Here is a 22796-nt window from a genome sequence, read left to right as displayed (position 1 = left end):
CCGGTGGCCTTGGCCTCCACCTGGATGGAGCCGTCGAGGTAGAAGTACCAGAAGAAGCCGTACTCGTAGTTGCCGATCGTGGCGAAGTAGCTGATCACCAGCCGGCGGGAGCGGCGCACCTGCGGGGCCTCCCCGAACTCGGTGTGCTTCCAGAGCACGCCGTAGTCCTCCTCGTGCATGCACACCGCGTGCGGGATCTCCATGGGGTGGCCCTCGTCGTCGGCCACGAACGCGTCGAAGTACTGGATGACCCCGAGGCAGTCGCAGCCCAGCTTCAGCGAGTTGGCGTTCTTGCCGAGCAGGTACTCCCCGGCGTCGAAGTAGCTGATCCAGAAGCGGGTGTTCGTGGTGTCCCCGTAGGGCACGACCATCTCCGGCACGGAGGCCCGGTAGAGCACCGAGCGGTCCTCGGGCTGCTCGCCGGTGTCGTCGCGGAAGGTGACCCGGTTGAGCACCAGGCCCTCCTGGGCGTTGAAGCCGATGCGCAGCTTCCAGTTCTCCCAGGTCACGTGGGTGCCGTCCACCTGGAAGGACGGGCCCTCCGGCTGGACGATGTCGAGGGGCTTGAGGGTGGTGCGGGCCGGGCCCACGAACTCCGGGGTGTAGTTGGCGTCCGCCATGGGCACGGGCACGTCGCCGTCGTCCTCGACCCGGATGACCTCCCCGGCCGTGAGGTCGATGTGCACGACGAGGCCCTCGACGGGGTGGCCCCACGGGTTGTCGCCCTCGAAGCGGCGGTGGAAGGTCAGGGAGCGGATGACCCGCTTGCCGGTCTCGTCCTCCCGCGGGAAGAAGCCCGGCGCCAGCGGGGCCACGAAGCTGTGCGTGGTGTCCTCGATCCCCCGGCGGGCCATGGCCTCCTGCCAGCGCGGGTCGGCCATGACGATCTCCGCGGCGCGGTCGTACTCCTCGAACATGTACTGCGCCTGCCCGTAGGGGTGCTCGCCCGTCCGCAGGGTCTCGATCGAGCGGACCTCTCCGGCGGTCACGGAGACGACCGCCCGCCGCGTCTCGGCGGTGTCGGTGTCCAGCAGCGTGATGTCGAGCGACCGGTCGAAGTCGTCGTCGCCCTCCGTGTGGGCCAGGACCACGGACTTCGGGGGCTCCACGGGCATCACCCGGGGGAACCGGGTGGACGGGCGCAGGAGGCCGGCCTGCCCCAGCACGGCACGGGCGGCGGAGATCTCGGCGGCGGTGAGCATGTCGAGCGGGTGGGTGACCCCGAGCCCGGAGGGCGAGGTGGTGAGAGCGGTCTGCTGCACGGTGGTACTCCTTCGACGGGAACGGGTGCGACCCCGGGTGGGAACACGATCAGTGTGAGCCCGGACACACCCTCCCGCCGAGGGTCGGGCGGTTCACTGCACGCGCCGTCAACGGGCGTGCACGGGCGGTCAAGGGCCCGCGTTCCGGGCGGCGTGACCTACCGTGGCCCCAGGAGAAGGCCGGCGCGACGGAGAGGACAGCAGTGGAGCAGAACGACGACGCCCGGCACGGGGGCCGGCGGCCGGTCGACGACGACGACGACGAGCAGCTCGGCCTGGCGGAGGGGCTCGCGCACCGGCTCGACCGACCGATGGGCGTGCTGGGCATCCTGTTCCTGTTCGTGGTGCTGGGCCAGCTGCTCGCCGAGGAACCCGGGCTCGTGGCCGTCCTCAACGTGGTCGGCTGGCTCTTCTGGGCCGTGTTCGTCGGGGAGTTCCTGCTGCGGGCCTACGTCGCCCGGTTCTCCGCCCGGTTCTGGAAGCGCAACTGGTGGCAGGTGCTGTTCCTGCTGCTGCCCTTCCTGCGCTTCGTCCGCGCGCTGCAGGCCGCCCGGCTGCTCCGGCTCACCCGGCTGACGCGGGCGGGAAGCGTGCTCTCGGCCGGGGTGCGGGGCTCGCGCTCGGCGGGGAAGCTGCTGTCCAGCCGGATCGGCTGGCTCGCGGCGGTCACCGGTGTCGTCGTGCTGGTCTCGAGCCAGCTGCTGTACGTCCTCGGTCACTACGCGGCGTACGGCCCCGCGCTCTCCGACGCGGCGATGTCCACCGTCACGGGCCGGGAGCTCGGGGCGCCGGGCGGTTTCCCCCGCGTGCTGGAGGTGGTGCTGGCGCTCTACTCGGTGGCCGTCTTCGCGACCCTGGCCGGCTCGGTCGGGGCCTACTTCCTCCGGGGCGAGGCGGCGGCCGGGGCGGAGACCGGGCCTGGGTCCGAACCCGGGTCCGGGTCCCCGTCCGAGCCCGGGTCCGGGTCCGGGTCCCCGTCCGAGCCCGGGTCAGGGTCCGGGCACTATGCGGGCCGGGAGACCGCCGAGTAGGCTGGGCCCGACCGAACAGATCAGCAGGCTGTCCATCCGGTCCGGAGGGGACGGCCCTGAGAAGGAGGATCGATGAAGGCTCTGACATGGCAGGGAAAGCGCTCCGTGAGCGTCGAGGAGGTCCCGGATCCGCAGATCCAGGAGCCCACGGACGCGATCGTCCGGATCACCTCGAGCGGGATCTGCGGATCGGACCTGCACCTGTACGAGGTGCTGGGCCCGTTCATGGACAAGGGCGACATCATCGGCCACGAGCCCATGGGCATCGTCGAGGAGGTCGGCTCGGCCGTCACCCACATCAAGGCCGGGGACCGCGTGGTCATCCCGTTCAACGTCTCCTGCGGGCACTGCTTCATGTGCGACCGGGGGCTGCAGTCGCAGTGCGAGACCACCCAGGTCCGCGAGTACAACAGCGGCGCGGCGTTCCTCGGCTACTCGCGGCTCTACGGCTCCGTGCCGGGCGGGCAGGCCGAGTACCTGCGGGTGCCGCACGCCGACTACGGGCCCATCAAGGTCCCCGAGACGGGTGAGGACGAGCGGTACCTGTACCTCTCCGACGTGGTGCCCACCGCGTGGCAGGCCGTGAAGTACGCCGCTCCCCCGGAGGGCGGCTCCCTGGCCGTGCTGGGCCTGGGTCCGATCGGCCAGATGTCCGCCCGGATCGGCCGGCACCTGGGCTACCGCGTGCTCGCGGTGGACCCGGTGGCCGAGCGCCGGGCCATGGCCGAGCGCCACGGCGTCGAGACGCTGGACTCCTCGGGCGACGTAGCCGAGCGGCTGAAGGACCTCACGGACGGCCGCGGCCCGGACTCGGTGGTGGACGCGGTCGGGATGGAGGCGCACGGCTCCCACGTGGCCGGCGCGGCGCACAAGGCCGTGGGGCTGCTCCCGTCCCCCCTGGGCCGCAAGGCGATGGAGACGGCCGGGGTGGACAAGCTCGGCGCGCTGTACACCGCCATCGACGCCGTCCGGCGCGGCGGCACGATCTCGCTCAGCGGCGTGTACGGCGGTATGAAGGACCCCATGCCGATGCTCACGCTGTTCGACAAGCAGGTCCAGATGCGCATGGGCCAGTGCAACGTGAAGTTCTGGATCGACGAGCTCCTGCCGCTCGTGGACGACCCCTCCGACCCGCTGGGCGTCCTCGACCTGGCGACCCACCAGGTGCCGCTGGCGCAGGCGCCGGAGATGTACGAGAAGTTCCAGAAGAAGGAGGACGGCTGCATCAAGGTGGTGCTCAAGCCGTAGCGCCGCCCACCGCGGACGTGCCGCCGGCCCCTGTTCCTCGCGAGGGACAGGGGCCGGCGCGTGCTCGGCCGACCGTCCTCAGCCGACCGTGATGCGCACCCGGGCCGGCAGCAGGGCGTCGAGATCGCCGTCCAGGGCGAGGGCGGGCGTGCTCGAGCCGAGGGCTGCGTCCGGGACGCCGCGCACCGCCATGCGCAGGGCGAGCTCCGCGGTCAGCCACGGGGTGGTCCCGTAGCCGGGGTTGCCCTGCGCCTCCAGCACGGCGGGGAAGCTGCTCCCCTCGTGGGTGGTGAACACGCCGCGGGTCGTCCACGACCAGCCGGTGCGCACGTCGCCCACCGGACCCGTCCCCGCCTGGGGCAGGACTCCCCCCAGGACGTCGGCGAGCCGCACGCGCACCGGGTGCGGCAGGCCGGTGGCGAGCCCGGCGAGGGCCTGGAAGACGGCCACCGCCTCCGCCGCGACGAAGCGCCCGGCTCCTCGGAGCCCGCCCGAGCGGCCCACGGCCATGGCCTCGCGGAAGGCCACCGGGTGCGCGGCGGCGCCCGGGACGGGGCTGAGGGCCTGGGTGCGGTGCACCACCGGGGGGTTGATCGCCGCGAGCGGGCTCATGGCCGCGAGCACCCGGCCGTCCGCGGTCCGGGCGCGCAGGCGCAGCGGACTGAAGGCGCGGACGGCGTCGGGGTCCGAGGCCGTGCCGTTGCCCGGCGCGGGGTCCGGCAGGCGGGCGGCGACGTCCCCGGTGCGGGCGGGATCGGGGTCCCGCAGCACCTCGACGAGGCTCTGCACGGTGCCGCCCGAGACCGACTCCGAGAACCCGGTCCCCGGCGGGGTGCGCACGGAGGTCACGAGGTCCGCGGTGCGCAGGGTCTCGCCCCGGGCCGCGGCGTGCCGGCGGGCGGCGTCGACGAGGACGTCGGCGGGCAGGGCCTCGAAGCCCGCGGTGTGCACGATCGCGACCCCGGCGGCCCGCGCGGTCTCGTGCAGGTCCCGGTCGGTCCGGTGGACGAGCTGGGACTCGCCGGTCACGTCGACGTAGTGGGTGCCCTCCGCGACGCACGCGGCGAGCACCGGCGGCGCCAGCCGGGTGTAGGGCCCGGCGAGATCGACCAGCACGTCGAGCCGGCGGACGAACGCGCGCAGGGAGCCGGGGTCCGCGATGTCGGCGTGCAGGACCTCGGGGATGGGGAGGTCCCGTTCGGCGCACAGGGCCCGCACGCGCTCGGGGTCCCGGGCGCCGACGACGACGTCCGCTCCGGCTTCGGGCGCCCGTGCCAGGAGATGGGCCAGTGCCACGCGCCCGGTGATGCCGGTGGCGCCGAGGAGGCCCACGACGGGCCGGGAGTTCTGGTGGGGTTCCATCCGGCCACTCTAGGGGAACTGCCGGGCCGCCGGCCGGGAACGGGAGCGCCCCGGACGCCGTGCCGTCCCTGGTGGTGATCAGGTCCAGGGCCTACCGTGGCGGTCGAGGACCCGCGTCCCTCGACCCGTGCTCCTCGGCTCGCGTCCCTCGAGAAAGGCCCCGCCGTGACCGCTTCCCCGGCCGACACCCGCCACACCGACCCGCGGCCCACCACCGCGGACCGCGTCCGTCAGGTCGTGGTCACCGTCAGCGAGATCGCGTGCCTCCTGGGCACGCTCGTCGGGATCGGCGTCTTCGGCACCCGGGTCGAGGAGACCTCCGGCGGAAGCCTCTCCGCGGACGCCACCCTGCTCGCCCCGGCCGGCACGGCGTTCTCGATCTGGTCGGTGATCTACCTGGGGCTGTTCGCCTACACCGTCTGGCAGTGGCTGCCCTCGCGGACCACGGACCCCCGGGCCCGCGCCACGGGCTGGCTCGCGGCGGCGTCCATGCTCCTCAACGCCGGCTGGCTGCTGGTCACCCAGCAGGGCTGGATCTGGGCCAGCGTCGGGGTCATCGTCGCCCTGGTCCTCGTCCTGGGGCTGCTGGTGCAGCGGCTGACCCGGCTCCCGGGCCGGCGCGGCCCGCTCGACCTGGTCGTGGTCGACGGCACCTTCGGGCTGTACCTGGGATGGGTGTCCGTCGCGACGGCGGCCAACGTGGCGGCCGCCCTCGTGGCGTCGGGCGTGTCGCAGGAGGGCCGGGGCGCCGAGTGGATCGGCGTCCTCGTCGTGCTCGTGCTCGCCGCGGTCGTCGCGGCCGTCCAGCAGCAGGTCGGCGGCCGCTGGGCCGTGGCCGCCGCGTCCGCGTGGGGGCTGTCCTGGATCGCCGTCGGCCGGGCCACGGACGAGCCGCGGTCCATGCTCGTGGCCTGGGGCGCGGCCGCGGCTGCGGTCCTGGTGGTGCTCGCCACCGCGTACTTCCGCCGGCGCGCCGGCGCTCGGAACGGTTCCGCCCAGCACGGGTCCGGCCAGCACAGGACCGGTTCCGCCGCGCGCACCGGCCGGACGGTGGACGGGCAGCGCTGAAGGCCCTGCTCCCGCCACCGATCACAAGCACCGATCACCACGGCTGATCACCACCGCTGATCGGCGCGGCTGATCAGCCGCGCAGCCGCAGGAGCGCCCGCACGGCCGCGTCCCCGTAGCCGCCGCCGAACCGGACGGCGTGCACCAGCAGCGGCGGCAGCTGGTACCACGGCACCCGTTCCTGCCATCCGGGCGCGAGCGGGTGCTCGTGGTCGTAGGCGGCCAGGCACTCCTCGCCGAAGCCGCCGAACAGCAGCATCATCGCGATGTCGACCTCGCGGTGCCCCCAGTACGCCGAGGGGTCGATCAGCCAGTTCCGCCCTTGGGCGTCCACGAGCCGGTTCCCGGCCCACAGGTCGCCGTGCACCAGGGTGGGCGGCTCCTGCGGCCCGGCGAGCTCCTGGGCCCGCGGGGCGAGCTCCTCGAGCAGATCCGCGGCGCGCGGGTCGATCCGGCCGGCCCCGACCGCGTCCCGCAGGAGCGGACGGATCCTCCGCTCGAGCAGGAACGCCGCCCAGTCCCGGGTCGGGGACAGGTCCACCGCGAAGGACCCGATCCTCCCGGGCAGCTCCGGGTCGAGTCCGCCGAAGGCCCTGCCCTCCGTCCGGTGCAGCGCCGCGAGCCCGCGCCCGCACTCCTCCTCGGTCCCGGGCGGGCGCCGGCCGGGGGCCTCGTCGATCCACTCGAGGACGATGCCCTCGTCGGTCCACCGCACGACCTCCGGCACCCCGAGGAACTCCGGGGCGTGCTCCCGCAGGGCGTGCAGGCCGGCGACCTCCGCCGCCATCATCCCGGCGGGCGGGTCCACCATCGTCTTCGCGAACAGGGGTCCCCGCGCCGTCTCCAGGCGGAAGGCCGACGCGGTGTCGCCGCCGCCGAGAGGGGCGGCCCGGTCCACCCCGAGACCGTCGGCGAGGTCGTGCGGGAGGTCGTGCGGCAGGTCGGCTGCCCCGTCGAAGGTGCTCATGCTTCCCGTTCTCCTCCTCGCTGCTCGGCTCTACTCCTCGGCACGGGCTCGGACACCGGCCTCGACGTCGGCCCGCGCCCGCCCCCGCACCACGGCGTCGACGGCGCGGATGAACCCGAGGTGGCTGAACGCCTGCGGGAAGTTCCCGGCGAGCCGTCCGCGGACGGGGTCGTACTCCTCCGCGTAGAGGCCGAGGTCGTTGGCGTAGCCCACGAGCTGCTCCAGGAGCTCACCGGCGTCGTCCATCCGCCCGCTGCGGGCGTACTGCTCCACGAGCCAGAACGTGCAGATGAGGAACGGGTACTCGTCGCCCTCGAGACCGTCCAGGCCGGAGGCGGTCCGGTAGCGGTGCACCAGCCCGTGCGCGCCCCGCAGGTCCCGCTCGATCCGGGCCACGGTGCCGAGCATCCGCGGGTCGTCGTAGGCCACGAAACCCGTGTGCGGCAGCTGCAGCAGCGAGGCGTCCACCTCGGTGTTCTCGTAGGTCTGCGTGAACGTGTTCAGCTCCTCGTCGAAGCCGTGCTCCATGATCTCGGCGCACAGCCGGTCCCGCAGCTCCCGCCACCGCTCCACCGGCCCGGAGAGACCGTGCTCCTCGACCGCGCGCACCCCCTGGTCGAAGGCCGCCCACATCATGGCGCGCCCGTGCACGAAGAACGCGGAGGGCCCGCGCATCTCCCAGATCCCGTGGCCGGCCCGGTCGAAGTTGCGCTCGCAGAAGCGCAGCAGGTTCTTCTGCAGCCCCCACGAGGAATGGTCCTCCTCCACGCCGGCGTCCCGGAGGGCGGCGAGCGCGAGCATGACCTCCCCGATGACATCCGCCTGGTACTGGCCCACGGCGCCGTTGCCGATCCGCACGGGAGTCGAGTCCTCGTACCCGCCGAGGTGGCCCAGCTCGCTCTCGGGCAGCCGGCGCTCCCCCGCCAGGCCGTACATGATCTGGATCTGGTCGGGGTCCCCGGCCACGGCCCGCAGCAGCCAGTTGCGCCAGTGCAGGGCGCCGTCGGTGAAGTCGTGGGCGACGAGCACCTCGATGGTCAGGGCGGCGTCCCGGAGCCAGGTGTAGCGGTAGTCCCAGTTGCGGCTGCCCCCGAACTCCTCGGGCAGGGAGGTGGTGGGAGCCGCGACGATCCCTCCGGTGCCGCGGTGGGTGAGGGCCCGGAGCACGAGCAGCGAGCGCAGGACCGCCTGCTCGTGGCGCTTGTGGGTGCCCACGTGGGAGGACCACTCGGTCCAGAAGGACACCGCCCGGTCGAGGGCGGCGGCGGGGTCCACGGGCGTGGGCAGCTCGTGGTGGGACTCGTGCCAGGTCAGCACCCAGTCGTGGGACTCCCCCGCCGAGAGCGGGAAGCGTCCGCCGAGCCGGTCGGCGACAGCACCCTCCTCGTCGTCGGCGTGCCCCGGTTCCCCCGGGCCGACGCCGTCGCGCGGGAAGTCCTCGGGGTGCAGCATCGGTCCCGTCAGGAGGAGGGCGTCCGGACCGGCGATCGAGAGGTGCCCGCACGTGCCGTTGCCGTCGATGTCGACCCGCCGCGTCCAGGGCAGGGCGCGCCCGTAGTCGAAGCGGATCCGCAGGTCGTGCTCCACCTCGACCGTCCCGGAGACGCACTCGACCCGCCGCACGAAGTCGGCGTGGTCCGGGTGGTCGTCCCGGGCCGCCACCGGGGGCAGGAAGTCGGTCACCACGACGGTCCCGGTGGGCGTGCGCCACATCGTCTCTAGCACGAAGGTGCGAGGCAGGTAACGGCGTGACGTCACCTTGCCGTCGACGGCGGAGAGCTTCCAGCGCCCGTCCTCGGGGGTGCCGAGCAGGGCCGCGAAGACCGACGGCGAGTCGAAGCGGGGGAAGCACAGCCAGTCGACGCTGCCGTCCCGGGACACGAGAGGCCCGGTGTGCAGGTCGGACAGCAGCGCGTAGTCCTCCAAGGGGGTGGACGGGGGCCGGGTCGCGTCGTCGCTCATCCACCCATTGAACCAGCCGGTGCCCTCCGGCCCGCGCCGCCTCTGGTGGCGGACGCCACTCGATGCCATTCCGAGAGTGCACTCCGATCGGAGTGCACTCTCAGATGAGGAGGGACCCGATGACCGGTCCCGGACTGCGGGAGCGCGCTCAGCAGGAGCGGATGGCCCGGATCTGCACCGCCGCGGACGCCCTGTTCGAGGAGAAGGGCTACGAGCGCGTGACCACGCGCGAGATCGCCGAGCGCGCGGGCGTCGGGGAGGCCACCCTCTTCCGCTACTTCCCCCGCAAGTCCGCCCTGCTCCTGACCGTCGTGGGCGACCGGGTGACCGCCTGCGTCGACCGGATCGTCGAACGGGACACCCGCGCGCCCCGCGGCGACGGCCGCTCCTACGTGGATCGGGTCTACGCCGTCTACGACGAGCGCGCCCGGTTCTACGCGCAGGACCCCGTCAACGTCGCGGCGTTCACGCTCGTGGGCTTCGACGACGCCTCCGACCTCGCCCCGGTGTCGATCTCCCAGGGGGACCGGGTGATCGCCCTCGTGGCCTCCGCGATCGAGGAGGGACGGAGCGCCGGGGCCCTGCGGCGGGACGCCGACGCCGAGGCCGTGGCCCTCAACTGCAACGCCGCCTACGTGCACGAGATCACCCGCTCGCCGGTGCGGCGCTTCGCCCCCGGCACGTTCGGCGAGCGGCTCCGCCGGCGCCTCGCGGCCCAGCTCGAGCTCCTGCTGCCGGCCCCGGCCACCGGCCCCGCCCCCGGACCGACCCCTCGCAAGGAGACCCGACCGTGAGCATCCACCCCGACGCGGTCCCGCACGAGGTCCGCTCCCCCGGCGGCACCGTCCGTGTGCACGACACGGGCGAGCCCGGCGATCCCCGGCCCACGGTGGTGCTGCTGCACGGCACCGGCGGGGACACCGCGAGCCACTTCCGCACCGTCTACCCGCTGCTCGCCGTCCGGCACCGGACCGTGGGGATCGACTTCGCCCCGGCCGGTGACGGGCTGTCCCTGGACGCTCTCGTCGAGCAGACGCTGGCCGTGCTGCGCGACCGGGTGCCCGACCGGCCCGCGCACCTCGTCGGATACTCCCTCGGCGCGGTCGTCGCGGCCGCGGCATCCGGGACGGCGCCCGAGCGGGTCCGCACGCTCGCGCTGGTCGCCGGCTGGCTCGTGACCGACGCCCACCAGCGGTTGCGCAACGACCTGTGGCAGCGCCTGCACGCCACGGACCCGGAGGCCCTGCGCCTGTTCTCGACGTTCACGGCGTTCGGGGACCCGTTCCTGGGCCGGCGCACCGACCAGGAGGTCGCCGCGCTGGTCCGCGCGCACGGGACGGCTCCCGACGTCGCCGCGCAGATGAGGCTCAACCGCGAGGTGGACATCAGCGGCCCGGCGGCCCGGATCACGGCCCCCACGCTGCTCGTCGCCGGCACCCACGACCAGATGGTCCCGGTCCGGCACAGCCGGATGCTGCTGGGCGCGATCGACGACGCACGGCTCGCGGAGCTGCCCTGCGGCCACGCGATCCCCACGGAACGCCCGGCGCAGCTCGTGTCCCTGCTCGAGGACTTCCTGGCCGATCCGGCCCGGCTGCCCGCCGGTGGCGTGCTCGACCCGATCGCGGTCTGAGCCCCGCAGCGGCACGGACGCCCAGGACGCACGGACCAGCACAACTGCAGAGGTGATGAGCATGGAGAACGTCGACATCGTCGTCGTCGGCGCGGGATTCGGCGGACTGGGCATGGCGACCCGGTTGGCCCGGCACACGGACAAGGAGTTCGTGGTCCTCGAGCGCGGCGAGGACGTGGGCGGGACGTGGCGGGACAACCACTACCCCGGAGCCGCGTGCGACGTGCCGTCGCACCTGTACTCGTTCTCGTTCCGGCCCAAGCCGGACTGGAGCCGCCTGTACGCGCCCCAGCAGGAGATCCTGGAGTATCTGCAGGACACGGTCCGCGAGGAGGGCCTGCTGGACCGCATCCGGCTGCGCACCGAGCTGCTCGAGGCCCGGTGGTCCCCGGAGGACCGGGCGTGGACGATCCGGACGAACCGCGGCACGCTGCGGGCGGCGGTGCTCATCAGCGCGGTGGGCCACCTGTCCGAACCCCGGCTGCCGGAGATCGACGGGCTCGAGGACTTCGGCGGGGACCTGTTCCACTCGGCGGCCTGGCCGGAGGACGTCGAGCTCGGCGGCCGGCGGGTCGGGGTGATCGGGTCCGGGGCCACTGCCGTGCAGGTCGTGCCGCAGATCGCGGAGGACACCTCCCGGCTCGTCGTCTTCCAGCGCTCCGCCCCGTGGATCACGCCCCGGCGGGACCGGCCCTACGCCGAGGCGGAGAAGCGGATGTTCGCCCGCATGCCGGCGGCCCTCGAGGCCGAGCGCGCCGAGATCTTCTGGACGAACGAGGAGCGGTACGCCCAGCGCCGCGGCACCCCTCACCTGGTCGAGGCCGTCACGAGGGCCGCCCTGGACCACCTGCACCGGCAGGTCGAGGACCCCGAGCTCGTCCGCCGGCTCACCCCCGACTACACGCTCGGCTGCAAGCGGGTGCTGCGCTCGGACGACTACTACCCGGCCCTCGCCCGGCCGCACGTGGTCCTCGAGACGGACGGGATCGAGCGCGTCGTCCCCGAGGGCGTCCTGACCCGCGGGAGCACGCTGCACGAGCTGGACGTCCTGGTCGCCTGCACCGGTTTCGAGGCCACCGACCTGCCCATCTCCTACAGGGTGCAAGGGACGGGCGGGCAGCGGCTCAGCGACGCCTGGGCGGACGGGATGCGCGCCCTCGGGACCACCTCCGTGCACGGGTTCCCGAACCTGTGGGTCGTCAACGGGCCCAACACCGGTCTCGGCCACAACTCGGCGGTCTACATCGCCGAGTCCCAGATCGCCCGGATCCTCGACGCCCTCGAGCACATGGAGGCCCACGGGATCGAGGTCCTCGAGGCGGACGCCGGGGCCGAGGAGCAGTTCATGGCGGAGGTGGAGCGGATGGCCCAGGGCACCGTATGGCTGGAGGGCGGGTGCCGCTCCTGGTACGTGGACCGGCGCAACGGCCGGCTCACCACCCTGTGGCCGGAGAGCGCCTACTCGTTCCGCCGGGTCAACGGCCGCTTCGACCCCGCTCGCTACCGGCAGCCGGCCGGTCAGCCGGTGCCCCGCTGACCGGCCTCAGGCCTCGTCCCGCCCGGAGGACACGGCGAGGTCCCGGGCGATGACGGCGAGCTCGAGCAGCAGCCGCCCGCGCGGCTCCTGCAGGTCGCAGCCGGTCAGCTCCACCAGCTGGCGGCTGCGGTAGATCACGGTGTTCCGGTGGCAGAACAGCTCCTCGGCCGCGTGCGTCGCCGAGCCGCTGTGCCGCAGCAGCGACCGGAGCGTGTCCAGCAGCGTCGTGCGCTGGTGGTCCGGCAGAGCCAGCACGGGGCCCAGCACCTGCTCCACGATCATCGAACCGACCTCGGGGCTCGTCCCGAGCAGCAGTTCCGGGAGCCGGGCCGAGGCCCACACGAGGCGCTGCTCGCCCGCCGGGAGCGTGGCGGCGGCGCGCGCCGCGAGCCGGAACGCGGCGGACGCCCCCGCCATGCCGCGCCGGGCGAGCGCGACACCGACGCGGCCTGCCACCACCGGGCGGAGCACGTCCGTCAGCCACGACTCGTCGACGCCCTGGAGGGTGACCACGCCGTAGAGCGCGCCGTCGCGCACGCCCCAGCGGGAGGTGCCCCCCATCCGCTCGACACGGTCCTCGGGGTGGTGCAGGGGCTCGCTGTGGGTGTCCTCCAGGACCGCGACGACGCACGCGACCGGGACATCAGGACGGATGCCCAGGATCTCCTCCGCCTGTGCCGCGAACTCCGGGTCCGAGGCCCGGCCCTCCAGCAGCCCGGCGAGGTAGCTCTCCTGCCGGCGCAGGTCGCGCAGCTCGCGCCGGGCCAGCTCGCGGCGGTAGGCCTGGCTCATCACCTCGCCCTGGATCCCCAGGTCCCGCCACAGCCGCCGGCCCGCGGCCACGAGCTCCTCGGCGGTGACGTCCGCCCGGCCGTCCCGCACCCGATCGGTCATGGCCTCCCACAGCAGGAGGTTGCCCGTGGTGTACGCGGACAGCACCGCCTCCAGCGGCACGCCCTGGCGCGCCCGCTCGATGCCCGTCGACCGCCACACGTCGACCACCCGCGCCGATCGGCCCTCGTCGTCGACGAGGCCCGCGAGCCGGCTCAGGCCCCGCCGGGCGTGCTCGCGCGTGCTCCGCCGAAGCACCGCCCGCAGCTCCGGGGTCGACCACCCGGAGCCTCTGTCCTTCGTGAGCATCGTGGCGGTGATGTCGTCCGCGATCCGGTCGGAGTCCTCGAGCATCTCGGTCCACGCCGCCCGGAGCCGCTCCTCCCGCCCGGACCCGGCGAAGAGGTCCGTCGTCGTCGTGTCCATCTCCCCACGATGTCACGCCCGATGCGCGGCGACCGGGTCCGGGGGCCCCGGCGCGCCCGGTGCACAAGGAGCTTTGTGCACCGCGCCCATAGGACGGATGTGATCCGGCGCACATGCTGGGACCCGGCCCCCGAGTCCTCCCCCACGAGCGCACGGACGGGCCCCGACGAGCCACCCACGACCAGGAGGACGGATGAGCACCGCCACGACCGTCGAGCCGGACATCCCCCGCGTCGCGACCCACGACCCGCTCTTCAGCATGGACGGCATCGAGGTGCGCTGCGGCGGGATCCGTGCCCTCAGCGGCGTCTTCCTCGACGTCCGCCCCCGCACCGTGCAGGGCGTCATCGGCCCCAACGGCGCCGGCAAGACCACCCTGTTCAACGTCGCGTGCGGTTTCCTCCAGCCCCAGGAGGGAACGCTGACCTGGAAGGGCGAGCAGGTCGAGCGTCGCCGCCCGCACCGGCTGGCCGGGCTCGGCATCTCGCGCACCCTCCAGGGCCTGGGACTGTTCGAGGGGCTCACCGTGCTCGAGAACGTCCTGGTCGGGCTGGACCGGCACGCCCGCTCGGGGTTCTTCGCGGGGCTGCTCGGCGGCGGCCGCAGCAGCCGCGAGGAGCACGCCCTGCGCGAGCGGGCCATGGGCATCCTCCAGGAACTGGGCATCGCCGACCACGCCGACCGCCTCCCGCCGTCGCTGCCCGATCCCGTCTGCAAGCGCGTCGCCCTGGCCGGTCGGTCGCGGTCGAGCCGGAGCTGCTGCTGGACGAGCCCGCGTCCGGGCTCTCCAACGCCGAGATGGACGAGCTCGGCGAGCTCATCCGCGCCCTCAGCGACCGGATGGCCGTGATGCTCGTGGAGCACCACATGGACCTCGTGATGGGCGTGTGCGACGACATCGTCGTCCTGGACTTCGGCCGCAGGATCGCCCGCGGCACCCCCGCGGAGGTCCGCGACGGCGCAGCGGAGCCCATCACGCCCACCTACGTCTCGGACCTCGGCGACGCCCCGATCGAGGAGCTGGACACCGAGCAGGCCGCACCGCCGGCCGGCGGCATCCCCGAGACCTCCGAGTAGACCGGGCACCCACCGACCCCACCGACCGTCACCAGGAGCACCCCATGACCCAGACCGCCACCACCCCCCGGACCTCCGTGCTGGAGGACCACGACATCTACCGGCTCGACGCCCGCCTCACCGCGGAGGAGGTCGCGATCCGCGACAAGGTCCGCGCCTTCGTCGACGAAGAGGTCCGGCCCGTCATCAACGACTACTGGGAGCGCGCGGAGTTCCCCTTCGAACTGGTCCCGAAGCTCGCGGAGCTCGGCGTGGCCGGCACGGTCATCCAGGGCCACGGCTGCCCGGGGATGAGCCGGATGGCCGGCGCCCAGGTCTCGCTGGAACTGGCCCGCGGCGACGGCTCGATCAACACCTTCTTCGGGGTGCACTCCGGCCTGGCCATGGGCTCGATCAACGCCATGGGCTCCGAGGAGCAGAAGCAGCGGTGGCTGCCGGCCATGGCCCGGTTCGAGCGGATCGGGGCGTTCGCGCTCACCGAGCCGGACCACGGCTCCGACTCCGTGGCCCTCGAGACGACCGCCCGCCGCGAGGGGGACACCTGGGTGCTCGACGGCGCGAAGCGCTGGATCGGCAACGCCTCCTACGCCCACGTGGTGGTGGTCTACGCCCGGGACGTCGAGGACGGCCGGGTGAAGGCGTTCGTCCTGGAGCGCGAACCGGACGAGGAGTTCCCCGCCGGGTTCCGGCCCACGGTGATCACCGGCAAGATCGGCAAGCGCGCGATCCTGCAGCCGGACATCGTCATCGAGGGCCTGCGCATCCCCGAGGCGAACCGCCTCCAGCACTGCGACTCCTTCAAGGACGTCAACAAGGTCCTCAACGCCACCCGCGGCGGCGTGGCGTGGGAGGCGCTCGGCCACGCCGTCGCCGCCTACGAGATCGCTGTCCGCTACGCGGGCGAGCGCCTGCAGTTCGGGCGGACCATCGGCAGCTACCAGCTCGTGCAGAACAACCTCGCCAACATGCTCGCCGAGACCACCGCGATCAAGCTGATCTGCTTCCGGCTCGTCGAGCTCCAGGACGAGGGCGTCCTCACCGGCCCCATGGCCTCCCTCGCCAAGCTCACCGCGGCGAAGAAGGCCCGCTGGGTGGTCTCGACCGCCCGCGACATCCTGGGCGGCAACGGGCTCCTGCTCGAGAACGACGTCGCACGCCACCTCACCGACATGGAGGTGGTCTACACCTACGAGGGCACCGACTCCATGCAGTCCCTCATCGTCGGCCGGGCGATCACCGGCGTCTCGGCCTTCGCCTGAGCAGCCGCACCACCACCGCACCCGTCACCACCGGAAGGAACACCATGCCCGAAGCTGTCATCGTCTCCGCCGTCCGCTCCCCCATCGGCCGCGCCCGGAAGGGCTCCCTGCGCGAGATGCGCGCCGACGACATGGCGGCCCAGATGGTCCGCGCCGCCCTGGCCGAGGTCCCCGCACTGGACCCCTCGGAGATCGACGACCTGATCCTGGGCTGCGGCGTCCCCGAGGCGGAGTCCGGCCAGAACCTCGGCCGCCTCGTGGCCGTCCGCGCCGGCCTCGACGACGTCCCAGGAACCACGATCACCCGCTTCTGCTCGTCCAGCCTGCAGACCACCCGCATGGCGATGCACGCCATCCGGGCCGGCGAGGGGGACGTGTTCGTCTCGGCCGGGGTGGAGGCCACGAGCCGCCTCGGCCGGGGCCGCTCGGACGAGGACACCCGCAACCCGTACTTCCGGGAGGCCTGGGAGCGCTCCGCCCACCGGGCAGCGGGCGGCGCCGAGACCTGGCAGGACCCCCGCGCCGACGGCGGGGTCCCGGACGTCTACATCGCCATGGGCCAGACCGCGGAGAACGTGGCACAGCTGCGCGGCGTCTCCCGGCAGGCGCAGGACGCCTACGCGGTGCGCTCGCAGAACCGCGCGGAGCGGGCCCGGGACTCCGGGTTCTGGGACCGGGAGATCGCCCCCCTCACGCTGCCGGACGGCACGCTCGTGACGCAGGACGACAGCCCCCGGGCCGGCACCACCCTCGAGGCGGTCTCCCAGCTGAGCCCGGTGTTCCGCCCCGACGGGACCGTCACCGCCGGCAACGCGTGCCCCATGAACGACGGCGCCGCCGCGCTCGTGGTCATGAGCGACACCCGGGCGAAGGAACTGGGGCTCACCCCGCTCGCCCGCATCGTCTCGACCGGGCTGACCGCCCTCTCGCCCGAGATCATGGGCATGGGCCCCGTCGAGGCGTCCCGGCAGGCGCTCGCCCGGGCCGGGATGGGCATCGGCGACGTGGACCTCGTCGAGCTCAACGAGGCCTTCGCGGCCCAGGTCCTGCCGTCCGCCGAGGATCTCGGCATCCCGGAGGACAGGCTCAACGTCAACGGCGGGGCCATCGCGCTCGGCCATCCGTGGGGCATGACCGGCGCCCGGATCACGGCCACGCTGCTGAACTCCCTGCGCCAGCACGACAAGCAGATCGGCCTGGAGACGATGTGCGTGGGCGGTGGCCAGGGCATGGCCATGATCGTGGAACGGCTCTCGTGAGCGGCCGCTTCGAGGGCAGGGTCGCCGTCGTCACCGGCGCCAGCCGGGGCATCGGCCTCGGCATCGCCGAACGGCTCGTGGCCGAGGGCGCCAGAGTCTGCCTGACGGCCCGCAGGCCCGAGGCCCTCGGGGCCGCCGCGGACTCCCTCGGCGGTCCCGAGCGGGCCATCGCGGTGCCGGGCCAGGGAAGCGACCCCGACCACCACGCGGCGGTGGTCGAGCGCACCCTCGAGGCGTTCGGCCGGCTCGACCACCTCGTGAACAACACCGGGATCAACCCCGTGCACGGCACCCTGGACGAGCTCGACCACGCGGCGGCGCGCAAGATCTTCGAGGTCAACGTGCTCGGCACGCTCTCGATGACCCGCACGGCCGTGCGCGCCGGGCTCGGCCCGCACGGGTCGGTCGTCAACGTCGCCTCCGTGGCGGGCACGCGCCCCGCCCCCGGCCTCGCCTTCTACGGGGCCACCAAGGCCGCCGTCCTGCACCTCACCGAGGAACTGGCCCTCGAACTGGCCCCGGCCGTGCGGGTCAACGCCGTGGCGCCGGCGATCGTGCGCACCCGGTTCGCCGCGGCGCTGCTCGCCGGGGGCGAGGAGCAGGTCGCGGCGGGCTACCCCCTCGGCAGGATCGGCACCGCCGACGACGTCGCGGCCGCCACCGCCTTCCTGCTCTCCGAGGACGCCTCCTGGATCACGGGCCGCTCCCTCGTGCTCGACGGCGGATCCGGCCTCACCGGCCCGCTCTGACCCCACCACACCCACTCGACCACCTCGACCCACCGGAGGACCCATGACCACGAACCAGCGCACCGCCGTCGTCACCGGCGCGGCCCGCGGCATCGGTGCCGCGCTCGCGCAGCGACTCGCCGCCGACGGCATGGCCGTCGCGGCCGTCGACCTCTCCGCGGACGCGTGCTCCGACGTCGTCGACGCGATCCGCTCGGCCGGGGGCACGGCCCGGGCCTACGCCGCGGACGTCGCCGACGAGGCCTCCGTCACCGAGCTCGTCGACTCCGTGGCCGCCGAGCTGGGCCCGCCCACCGTCCTCGTCAACAATGCCGGCGTGCTGCGGGACAACCTGCTGTTCCGGATGAGCGCCGACGACTGGGACACCGTGATGAACGTGCACCTGCGCGGCCACTTCCTCATGTCCCGCGCCGTGCAGGCGCACATGACCGAGCAGGGCTGGGGCCGGATCGTGAACATCTCCTCCACCTCGGCCCTGGGCAACCGCGGCCAGGCCAACTACGCGGCCGCCAAGGCCGGCATCCAGGGTTTCACGAAGACCCTCGCGATCGAGCTCGGGAAGTTCGGCGTCACGGTCAACGCCATCGCCCCGGGGCTGATCGAGACCGCGATGACGCGGACGACCGCCGAGCGCATGGGCGTGGCCTACGAACAGTTCGTGGCGAACGCCGCCCGGCAGATCCCCGTCGCCCGGACCGGCACGCCCGAGGACATCGCCGCGGCGGCGTCCTTCTTCGTGCGCGAGGACGCGTCGTTCGTCTCCGGCCAGGTGCTCTACGTCGCCGGCGGCCCCCGCGCCTGACCCCATCCGTTCCGACCGCAGGAGACATCACGATGCAGAGCTTCACCGGGATCGACGACTACGCCGGGGCGCTGGGCACGCACCTCGGCCACAGCGAGTGGCGGACGGTCACGCAGGAGCAGGTGGACCTCTTCGCCGAGGCCACCGACGACCACCAGTGGATCCACACCGATCCGGAGCGCGCGCGGTCCGGTCCCTTCGGGGGCCCCATCGCGCACGGTTTCCTCACCCTCTCGCTGCTCCCCGCGCTGCTGCGGGAGGTCTACCGCGTCGAGGGCCTGAAGATGGTCGTCAACTACGGTTCCAACAAGGTCCGCTTCCCCCGCCCGGTGCCGGTCGGCTGCCGGGTCCGGGCCGGCGCGGAGCTGATCGAGCTCGAGCGGGGCCCGCAGGGAGCGCAGTCCACCGTCCGGGTCACGGTCGAGGTCGAGGACAGCGACAAGCCCGCCTGCGTCGCCGAGATCGTCTCGTGGTTGCGCAGCTGAGCCGGTCCGCCCCCAGAACGCCGGGGCGATCGCCCCGGCGGCGAGCGCCCGAGAAGGAGAGATCCATGAGCTTCAACCTGTCCATGATGCTGCGCGAGACGGCCGAGACCTCCCCCGGGAGGACCTGCATGGTGCTCGGGGAGCGGAGGTGGACCTTCCGTGAGGTCGACGCCGCAGCGGACCTCGTGGCCGCGAACCTCCGGGCCCTGGGTCTCGAACCCGGCTCCACGATCGGCGTCCAGTTGCCGAACGTCCCGCAGTTCCTCTTCGCGTACTACGGCCTCGTCCGCGCCGGCTACGTCATGGTGCCCATGAACCCGCTGCTGACCGCGCGGGAGATGGCCTTCCAGCTGAGGAACTCGGGCTGCCGGCTGCTCGTGACCACCGATCTGGTGGCGGCCGAGGCCCTCAAGGCGGCCCGCGAGACCGGCGACGTCGCGGTGTACGTGGTCGACACCGGGTCGAGGTCGCGGCCCGAGGGCACCGCCGACTTCGCCGAGCTCCTCGCCCGCCGCGCCCCCGTGGACGCGGCGGCGACGAACGCGGACGACACCGCGGTGATCATCTACACGAGCGGGACCACCGGCACCCCCAAGGGCGCCGAGCTCACCCACTTCGGGATCTACATGAACTCGACCGCATCGACCGAGCGCGTGGGGATCGGACCCGACGACACGACCCTGGCCATCCTGCCGTTCTTCCACGTCTACGGGCTCACGAGCGTGCTCAACATCGCGGTGCGCTTCGGCGTTCCCATGGTCCTGCTCCCCCGCTTCGCCCCGGCCGCGGCCATGGACCTCATCGAGCACCACCGGGTGGTGCGCTTCTCCGCCGTGCCCACCATGCTGATCGCCATGCTCGAGGCAGGCACCGCGGGACGGGACCTGTCCAGCGTGGAGCGCGTCACCTCGGGCGGTGCCGCGCTGCCGGGCGAGACGCTGCACCGTTTCGAGGCGGAGTTCCCCCACGCGACGGTGCTCGAGGGCTACGGCCTGTCGGAGTCCACGAGCTCCGTCTCGGCCAACGTCTCCCGGGAGGAGCGCAAGCCGCTGTCGATCGGCAGACCCCTGTGGGGCACCGAGTGCCGGGTCGTGAACGCCGACGACGACGTCCTGCCGCGGGGCCCGGAGCACGTGGGCGAGCTGCTCTATCGTGGCCCGACGATCATGAAGGGCTACTACGGGAATCCGGAGGCCACGGCCGCCGCCCTGCGTGACGGCTGGCTGCGGACCGGGGACACGGGCTGGATGGACGAGGACGGCTTCGTCTTCGTCGTCGACCGCAAAAAGGAGCTCATCATCCGCGGCGGGTACAACGTCTATCCCCGCGAGGTCGAGGAGGTCATCGCCGCGCACCCCGCCGTCTCGGAGGTCGCGGTCGTCGGCAGGCCCCACCCCCGGCACGGTCAGGAGATCGTGGCGGTGCTCAGCGCCCGGCCGGGCATGAGCGTGACCTCCGAGGAGATCGTCGAGCACGCGAAGCGCTCCCTCGCCGTCTACAAGTACCCCCGAGAGGTGCACGTCGTCGGGAACCTGCCGAAGACGGCCACGGGCAAGATCCTCAAGCGGGAGATCGCGCGGGACGTCACCGCCGGGATCACGCAACAGGCCTGAGCGCCTGGTCCCGGGGTACCGTGCTGACATGACGAGCATCAGGACCCTGATCATCCTCGGCGCCACCGGCGACCTCACGTCCCGCCTGCTCCTGCCGGGCCTGGGCACGCTCCTGACCTCCACCCCGGAGCTGCGGATCGACGTCGTCGGCTCCTCGCGCGAGCCCTCGGAGGGCTGGGGGCAGGTCGTGGCGGAGGCCTTCGACTCCGTCGGCGCGACCGGACCCGCCGCCGCGCACACGCGGGAGAGCGCCCGCTACGTGGCGGGCGACGTCACCGACGCCGGGGATCTCGAGCGCCTGCTCGACACCGTGGAGGGCCCCGTCTGCCTGTACTTCGCCCTGCCCCCCGCGGTCACCGCGAAGGCGTGCGAGGTCATGGCCGGCCTGGACCTGCCGGAGGACCTGGTGCTGGCCCTCGAGAAGCCGATCGGCTCCGACACGGAGACCGCCCGGGAGCTGAACCGGCTCGTGGGCCGGCTCGTCCCGGAGGAGCGGACCTTCCGGGTGGACCACTTCCTGGGCATGCCGGCGGTGCTCAACTTCGTGGGGCTGCGCTTCGCCAACCGGCTGCTGGAGCCGCTCATGAGCCGGGAGCACGTGGAGTCCGTGGAGATCGTCTTCGACGAGACCCTGGGCCTGGAGGGCCGCGCGGGGTTCTACGACGCCACGGGGGCGCTGCGGGACATGGTCCAGTCCCACCTGCTGCAGGTCATGGCCCTGGTCATGATGGAACCGCCCTCCTCGTTCGACCAGGTGGAGATCCCCACGCTGACCAGCCACGTGCTGCGGGCCGCGAAGCTCTGGGAGGGCGACGTCGAGGGGGCCGCGACCCGGGGCCGCTACACCGCCGGCAGCGTGGAGGGCCGTGAGCTGCCCGACTACACGGCCGAGGAGGGGGTGGACCCGGAGCGCGGGACGGAGACGTTCGCGCAGGTGGTCCTCGAGGTCGACACGTGGCGCTGGAACGGCGTGCCGGTGACCCTGCGCTCGGGCAAGGCGGTGGGCAACCCCCGCCAGGAGATCGCCGTCACGTTCCGCCGTCCGCCGCACGACTACGAGCAGCTGCCCCGCGCCGGGGACGTCGCGCCGAACGTCCTGCGCACGGGCCTCGAGGAGGAGCAGCTGAGCCTGGAGCTCAATGTGGGCGGGCCCTTCGACTCCCGCGGGATGACCCGGGTGACGCTCTCGTCCGGGATGGCCCGGCCGGGCCTGACCGCCTACGGCAGCGTGCTGCGGGGCATCCTGGAGGGCGACCACACCTTCAGCGTCCGCGGGGACGCGGCGGAGCAGGGATGGCGCATCGTCGAGGAGGTGCTGGCCGCCTTCGAGGACGGCCGGGTCCCGCTGCTCGAGTACCCGGCCGGCAGCTCCGGCCCCGTCTGAGCGGGGCGGCGCCGGCCGGAGCGCGTCCGGCGCCGCCGCACCGTCGTCGGGATCCGCGCCCGGGTCCCCCGTCGAGATCCCCGCCCGGGATCCCCGCCCGGGATCCCCGCCCGGGATCCCCGCCCGGGATTCCAAGCGGGATCGTCGCCCTGCTCCTCCGCCGAGATCCTGCGGGGTGCCGGGATGTCCGCGAGGACGTCCCGGCATCCGAGGGGTCAGAGGTCGCCGATCGCGGAGCCGAGCAGGCGGACCGGCTCGAAGGCCTCCGCGTTGGTGTTCTTCGCCTGCGCCCCGCGGAAGGCCGCCATGCCGCGGACCCGCCCCGGAGTCATGTAGGGCTTGCCGGCCTGGTCCCGGTGCGAGAGCACGGCCTCGACCTTGACGTCGACGTAGCCGTCGATGTCCACGAACACGGACGGGTCGAAGTCGCGGGTCACCGACGGGGACTCGAAGCACAGGATCGAGTGGTGGGCCCGGGCCGCGCGCAGGGTGGCCTGGTGCACCGCGTAGTGGTCCTGGTGCTGGTCATGGGCGGAGTGGGTGAAGATCACGTCCGGCTCGAACTCCCGGATCGCGGCCTCGATGGCCCGCACCATGTCGTTGCTCACGGTCTCCAGCTTCGTGTCCGGGAAGTCGTGCACCCGCAGGCCCGTGAGTCCCAGGAAGGAGGCGCCGCGCTGGGCCTCGGCCGGGCGCAGACCCACGTTGCCGCCGACCTCGCCGGAGCTCATCACCAGACCGCGGACCTCGTGGCCGGTGTCCACCAGCTTGGCCAGGGTCGCCCCGCAGGCGAGCTCGAGGTCGTCCGGGTGCGCCCCCACGGCCAGCACCCTCCGGCGCT

At 73.3% G+C, this 22796-nt stretch carries 21 protein-coding genes; 15 read left to right on the top strand and 6 right to left on the bottom strand.

Annotated features, from left to right (window positions below; translation table 11 throughout):
• Positions 1 to 1262 (bottom strand): copper amine oxidase (locus ACH9D2_RS13335; protein ID WP_449555787.1); only part of this gene is annotated, 1262 nt, incomplete at its 3' end.
• A gap of 203 nt (positions 1263 to 1465) precedes the next feature.
• On the opposite strand from ACH9D2_RS13335, the gene ACH9D2_RS13330 reads away from it, so the two are divergent.
• Together ACH9D2_RS13330 and ACH9D2_RS13325 are read left to right on the top strand one after the other, a co-directional pair.
• On the top strand, positions 1466 to 2293 hold the full coding sequence (locus ACH9D2_RS13330; protein WP_396363291.1) for a hypothetical protein: 828 nt from the start codon (positions 1466 to 1468) through the stop codon (positions 2291 to 2293).
• A gap of 72 nt (positions 2294 to 2365) precedes the next feature.
• Positions 2366 to 3541, top strand: a complete 1176-nt coding sequence (locus ACH9D2_RS13325; RefSeq protein WP_396363290.1) for a zinc-dependent alcohol dehydrogenase — start codon at positions 2366 to 2368, stop codon at positions 3539 to 3541.
• 78 nt (positions 3542 to 3619) lie between these two features.
• Here ACH9D2_RS13325 and ACH9D2_RS13320 read toward each other — a convergent pair whose 3' ends face one another.
• Positions 3620 to 4903: a saccharopine dehydrogenase NADP-binding domain-containing protein gene (locus tag ACH9D2_RS13320; protein WP_396363289.1), complete on the bottom strand. Its 1284-nt coding sequence runs from the start codon at positions 4901 to 4903 to the stop codon at positions 3620 to 3622.
• A 165-nt stretch (positions 4904 to 5068) separates the two neighbouring features.
• Between ACH9D2_RS13320 and ACH9D2_RS13315 the strand changes: the two genes are divergently transcribed.
• Positions 5069 to 5971 carry a tryptophan-rich sensory protein gene (locus tag ACH9D2_RS13315; protein WP_396363288.1) on the top strand — a complete coding sequence of 301 codons (903 nt, stop codon included), beginning with the start codon at positions 5069 to 5071 and terminating at the stop codon, positions 5969 to 5971.
• Positions 5972 to 6044: 73 nt separating this feature from the next.
• Here ACH9D2_RS13315 and ACH9D2_RS13310 read toward each other — a convergent pair whose 3' ends face one another.
• A complete protein-coding gene (locus tag ACH9D2_RS13310; RefSeq protein ID WP_396363287.1) occupies positions 6045 to 6938 on the bottom strand; it encodes a fructosamine kinase family protein in 894 nt (297 codons plus the stop codon).
• Positions 6939 to 6968: 30 nt separating this feature from the next.
• Positions 6969 to 8900: a glycoside hydrolase family 15 protein gene (locus ACH9D2_RS13305; protein WP_396363286.1), complete on the bottom strand. Its 1932-nt coding sequence runs from the start codon at positions 8898 to 8900 to the stop codon at positions 6969 to 6971.
• Positions 8901 to 9019: 119 nt separating this feature from the next.
• Here ACH9D2_RS13305 and ACH9D2_RS13300 point away from each other — a divergent pair, with 119 nt between their 5' ends.
• From ACH9D2_RS13300 to ACH9D2_RS13290, 3 genes are all read left to right on the top strand, one after another.
• Complete coding sequence (locus ACH9D2_RS13300) at positions 9020 to 9694, top strand: TetR/AcrR family transcriptional regulator (RefSeq protein WP_396363285.1); 675 nt, start codon at positions 9020 to 9022, stop codon at positions 9692 to 9694.
• Complete coding sequence (locus tag ACH9D2_RS13295; protein WP_396363284.1) at positions 9691 to 10533, top strand: alpha/beta fold hydrolase; 843 nt, start codon at positions 9691 to 9693, stop codon at positions 10531 to 10533. Before ACH9D2_RS13300 ends, ACH9D2_RS13295 begins: the two co-directional genes overlap by 4 nt.
• 61 nt (positions 10534 to 10594) lie before the next feature.
• A complete protein-coding gene (locus ACH9D2_RS13290; protein WP_396363283.1) occupies positions 10595 to 12070 on the top strand; it encodes a flavin-containing monooxygenase in 1476 nt (491 codons plus the stop codon).
• Between the two features lie 6 nt (positions 12071 to 12076).
• On the opposite strand, the gene ACH9D2_RS13285 is transcribed toward ACH9D2_RS13290, so the two are convergent.
• Entirely contained in the window at positions 12077 to 13327 is a 1251-nt protein-coding gene (locus tag ACH9D2_RS13285) for a helix-turn-helix domain-containing protein (protein WP_396363282.1), read from the bottom strand.
• A 193-nt stretch (positions 13328 to 13520) separates the two neighbouring features.
• Between ACH9D2_RS13285 and ACH9D2_RS13280 the strand changes: the two genes are divergently transcribed.
• From ACH9D2_RS13280 to ACH9D2_RS13240, 9 genes are all read left to right on the top strand, one after another.
• Positions 13521 to 14177 carry an ATP-binding cassette domain-containing protein gene (locus ACH9D2_RS13280; RefSeq protein ID WP_396363281.1) on the top strand — a complete coding sequence of 219 codons (657 nt, stop codon included), beginning with the start codon at positions 13521 to 13523 and terminating at the stop codon, positions 14175 to 14177.
• Positions 14126 to 14404, top strand: coding sequence for a hypothetical protein (locus ACH9D2_RS13275; RefSeq protein WP_396363280.1), 279 nt, complete (start codon positions 14126 to 14128; stop codon positions 14402 to 14404). The genes ACH9D2_RS13280 and ACH9D2_RS13275 overlap by 52 nt, the downstream gene beginning before the upstream one ends.
• A gap of 44 nt (positions 14405 to 14448) precedes the next feature.
• A complete protein-coding gene (locus ACH9D2_RS13270; RefSeq protein ID WP_396363279.1) occupies positions 14449 to 15663 on the top strand; it encodes an acyl-CoA dehydrogenase family protein in 1215 nt (404 codons plus the stop codon).
• A 44-nt stretch (positions 15664 to 15707) separates the two neighbouring features.
• The gene (locus ACH9D2_RS13265; protein ID WP_396363278.1) at positions 15708 to 16922 is read left to right on the top strand and encodes an acetyl-CoA C-acetyltransferase; all 1215 of its coding nucleotides are present in this window, start codon (positions 15708 to 15710) and stop codon (positions 16920 to 16922) included.
• Positions 16919 to 17671 (top strand): SDR family oxidoreductase, encoded by a 753-nt coding sequence (locus ACH9D2_RS13260; RefSeq protein ID WP_396363277.1) that lies wholly within the window; start codon positions 16919 to 16921, stop codon positions 17669 to 17671. Before ACH9D2_RS13265 ends, ACH9D2_RS13260 begins: the two co-directional genes overlap by 4 nt.
• A gap of 43 nt (positions 17672 to 17714) precedes the next feature.
• Positions 17715 to 18473 (top strand): 3-oxoacyl-ACP reductase FabG, encoded by a 759-nt coding sequence (fabG, locus tag ACH9D2_RS13255; RefSeq protein WP_396363276.1) that lies wholly within the window; start codon positions 17715 to 17717, stop codon positions 18471 to 18473.
• Between the two features lie 32 nt (positions 18474 to 18505).
• Positions 18506 to 18958 (top strand): MaoC family dehydratase, encoded by a 453-nt coding sequence (locus ACH9D2_RS13250; RefSeq protein WP_396363275.1) that lies wholly within the window; start codon positions 18506 to 18508, stop codon positions 18956 to 18958.
• Between the two features lie 65 nt (positions 18959 to 19023).
• On the top strand, positions 19024 to 20571 hold the full coding sequence (locus ACH9D2_RS13245) for an AMP-binding protein (protein WP_396363274.1): 1548 nt from the start codon (positions 19024 to 19026) through the stop codon (positions 20569 to 20571).
• A 28-nt stretch (positions 20572 to 20599) separates the two neighbouring features.
• Positions 20600 to 21955: a glucose-6-phosphate dehydrogenase gene (locus tag ACH9D2_RS13240; RefSeq protein ID WP_396363273.1), complete on the top strand. Its 1356-nt coding sequence runs from the start codon at positions 20600 to 20602 to the stop codon at positions 21953 to 21955.
• Between the two features lie 215 nt (positions 21956 to 22170).
• Here ACH9D2_RS13240 and ACH9D2_RS13235 read toward each other — a convergent pair.
• Positions 22171 to 22796, bottom strand: a 626-nt coding sequence (locus ACH9D2_RS13235; RefSeq protein ID WP_396363272.1) for a PIG-L family deacetylase, incomplete at its 5' end; no start/stop codon positions are given.

It is taken from the genome of Kocuria rhizosphaericola, assembly GCF_044462205.1.
In the GTDB taxonomy this organism is placed as follows: Bacteria; Actinomycetota; Actinomycetes; order Actinomycetales; family Micrococcaceae; genus Kocuria; species Kocuria rhizosphaericola.
Note: the sequence above shows the minus strand (reverse complement) of the source record. Positions and strands in the feature narration are given on the sequence as shown.

What these genes read in the sequence shown, in the direction of transcription:
- ACH9D2_RS13240 (WP_396363273.1), top strand. Translation starts at nt 20,600, where the DNA reads ATGACGAGCATCAGGACCCTGATCATCCTCGGCGCCACCGGCGACCTC.
- ACH9D2_RS13285 (WP_396363282.1), bottom strand. Translation starts at nt 13,327, where the DNA reads ATGGACACGACGACGACGGACCTCTTCGCCGGGTCCGGGCGGGAGGAG.
- ACH9D2_RS13300 (WP_396363285.1), top strand. Translation starts at nt 9,020, where the DNA reads ATGACCGGTCCCGGACTGCGGGAGCGCGCTCAGCAGGAGCGGATGGCC.
- ACH9D2_RS13275 (WP_396363280.1), top strand. Translation starts at nt 14,126, where the DNA reads ATGGACGAGCTCGGCGAGCTCATCCGCGCCCTCAGCGACCGGATGGCC.
- ACH9D2_RS13325 (WP_396363290.1), top strand. Translation starts at nt 2,366, where the DNA reads ATGAAGGCTCTGACATGGCAGGGAAAGCGCTCCGTGAGCGTCGAGGAG.
- fabG (WP_396363276.1), top strand. Translation starts at nt 17,715, where the DNA reads ATGACCACGAACCAGCGCACCGCCGTCGTCACCGGCGCGGCCCGCGGC.
- ACH9D2_RS13280 (WP_396363281.1), top strand. Translation starts at nt 13,521, where the DNA reads ATGAGCACCGCCACGACCGTCGAGCCGGACATCCCCCGCGTCGCGACC.
- ACH9D2_RS13320 (WP_396363289.1), bottom strand. Translation starts at nt 4,903, where the DNA reads ATGGAACCCCACCAGAACTCCCGGCCCGTCGTGGGCCTCCTCGGCGCC.
- ACH9D2_RS13265 (WP_396363278.1), top strand. Translation starts at nt 15,708, where the DNA reads ATGCCCGAAGCTGTCATCGTCTCCGCCGTCCGCTCCCCCATCGGCCGC.
- ACH9D2_RS13245 (WP_396363274.1), top strand. Translation starts at nt 19,024, where the DNA reads ATGAGCTTCAACCTGTCCATGATGCTGCGCGAGACGGCCGAGACCTCC.
- ACH9D2_RS13250 (WP_396363275.1), top strand. Translation starts at nt 18,506, where the DNA reads ATGCAGAGCTTCACCGGGATCGACGACTACGCCGGGGCGCTGGGCACG.
- ACH9D2_RS13305 (WP_396363286.1), bottom strand. Translation starts at nt 8,900, where the DNA reads ATGAGCGACGACGCGACCCGGCCCCCGTCCACCCCCTTGGAGGACTAC.
- ACH9D2_RS13290 (WP_396363283.1), top strand. Translation starts at nt 10,595, where the DNA reads ATGGAGAACGTCGACATCGTCGTCGTCGGCGCGGGATTCGGCGGACTG.
- ACH9D2_RS13270 (WP_396363279.1), top strand. Translation starts at nt 14,449, where the DNA reads ATGACCCAGACCGCCACCACCCCCCGGACCTCCGTGCTGGAGGACCAC.
- ACH9D2_RS13310 (WP_396363287.1), bottom strand. Translation starts at nt 6,938, where the DNA reads ATGAGCACCTTCGACGGGGCAGCCGACCTGCCGCACGACCTCCCGCAC.